1 protein-coding gene is annotated in these 1,200 nt (G+C 68.1%); it reads left to right on the top strand.

Annotated elements, in window-relative coordinates; all coding sequences use genetic code 11:
• The first annotated feature begins 106 nt into the window (after positions 1 to 106).
• Positions 107 to 1,117 (top strand): ParB N-terminal domain-containing protein, encoded by a 1,011-nt coding sequence (locus ACQKIP_RS47835; protein ID WP_365862070.1) that lies wholly within the window; start codon positions 107 to 109, stop codon positions 1,115 to 1,117.
• The last annotated feature ends 83 nt before the right edge of the window (positions 1,118 to 1,200 follow it).

Below are 1,200 nucleotides of genomic sequence, written 5' to 3'. Positions count from 1 at the left end.
AAGCGACGCCGGTATCACCTGGTCCACACTCCTTTGGGGTACGCCTAACGCCATGCACCGCTGAGTGCGAGCTGGTTCGCAGGAGTTACCTCGAGAGGAGCTTGTGATGCAGTCTGGCCAGCCTCAGTTCGAACAACAGATGGTATTCGAAGCCGAGATCAGTACATTGTCCGTCGCCGCTTCGCCGCGTAGTGCGGGTGATGATCAGGACCATATACAGGCCTTGATGGAAGTGCGGGTTCCGCTTCCTCCGGTGCTGGTGCACCGGCCGACCATGCGGGTGATCGACGGGGTGCACCGCTTACGGGCGGCGCAGCTTCGCGGTGATGACAAGATCCCCGTAACGTACTTCGACGGAAGCGAATCCGACGCCTTCGTGCTCGCGGTGGAGTCGAACGTCGCGCACGGCCTGCCGCTGTCGATGGCGGACCGGAAGCAGGCGGCGGGCCGGATCATCACGACGCACCCGCAGTGGTCGGACCGGATGATCGCCACGACCACGGGCCTGTCGCCCGGTATCGTCTCCGAGATCCGCCGGCGGGCGGCCGGCGGCAACCTCGCCGAGGGCAGCAGAATCGGCCAGGACGGGAGGGTCCGGCCGGTCGACATCGCTGCCGGGCGCGTGCTGGCCAGCAAGCTCATCCAGGAGAATCCCGGGCTCTCGCTGCGGCAGATCGCGCGTGAGGCCCGGATATCCCCGGAGACCGCCAGGGACGTCAGAAACCGGCTGCACCGCGGCGAGGACCCGCTGCCGAAGCCGCGCGTGCGGGCGCGTGCACGGCCCGAAGCCGTGGTCCCGGCCACCACGCCCGCCGCGCGGGCGAGGACCGAGCCGCCCGCGGCAACGCGCGAGGGGGGAGCGATCAGCAGGTCGCGGATCGCGGAGCGGGTGGCGGCCGTGGACCGGTTGAAATCCGACCCGGCCCTGCGGTTCAGCGACACCGGACGTACGTTGCTTCGGCTGTTCAATTTCCTTACCCTCGGCGGTGCGGAGTGGCAGGCGATTATCGACAGCGTGCCCCCGCATTGCAAGGGGACGGTGACCAGCCTCGCCCGCGAGTGCGCGGGCGTCTGGGAGGAGATCGCCGCGCGCATGGATTGTGACATTGCGGCGTAGGAATAGTTGATCGCGGCTGCCCGACCGGGCCGTCCAAGTGGCGAATTCGGCTGGTTGGACGGGCCCGGTCCGGTCGCGATTTC

Source organism: Streptomyces sp. NPDC059900 (genome assembly GCF_050270335.1).
GTDB lineage: Bacteria > Actinomycetota > Actinomycetes > Streptomycetales > Streptomycetaceae > Streptomyces.
This window is presented reverse-complemented; position numbering and strand designations above follow the sequence as displayed.

What these genes read in the sequence shown, in the direction of transcription:
- ACQKIP_RS47835 (WP_365862070.1), top strand. Translation starts at nt 107, where the DNA reads ATGCAGTCTGGCCAGCCTCAGTTCGAACAACAGATGGTATTCGAAGCC.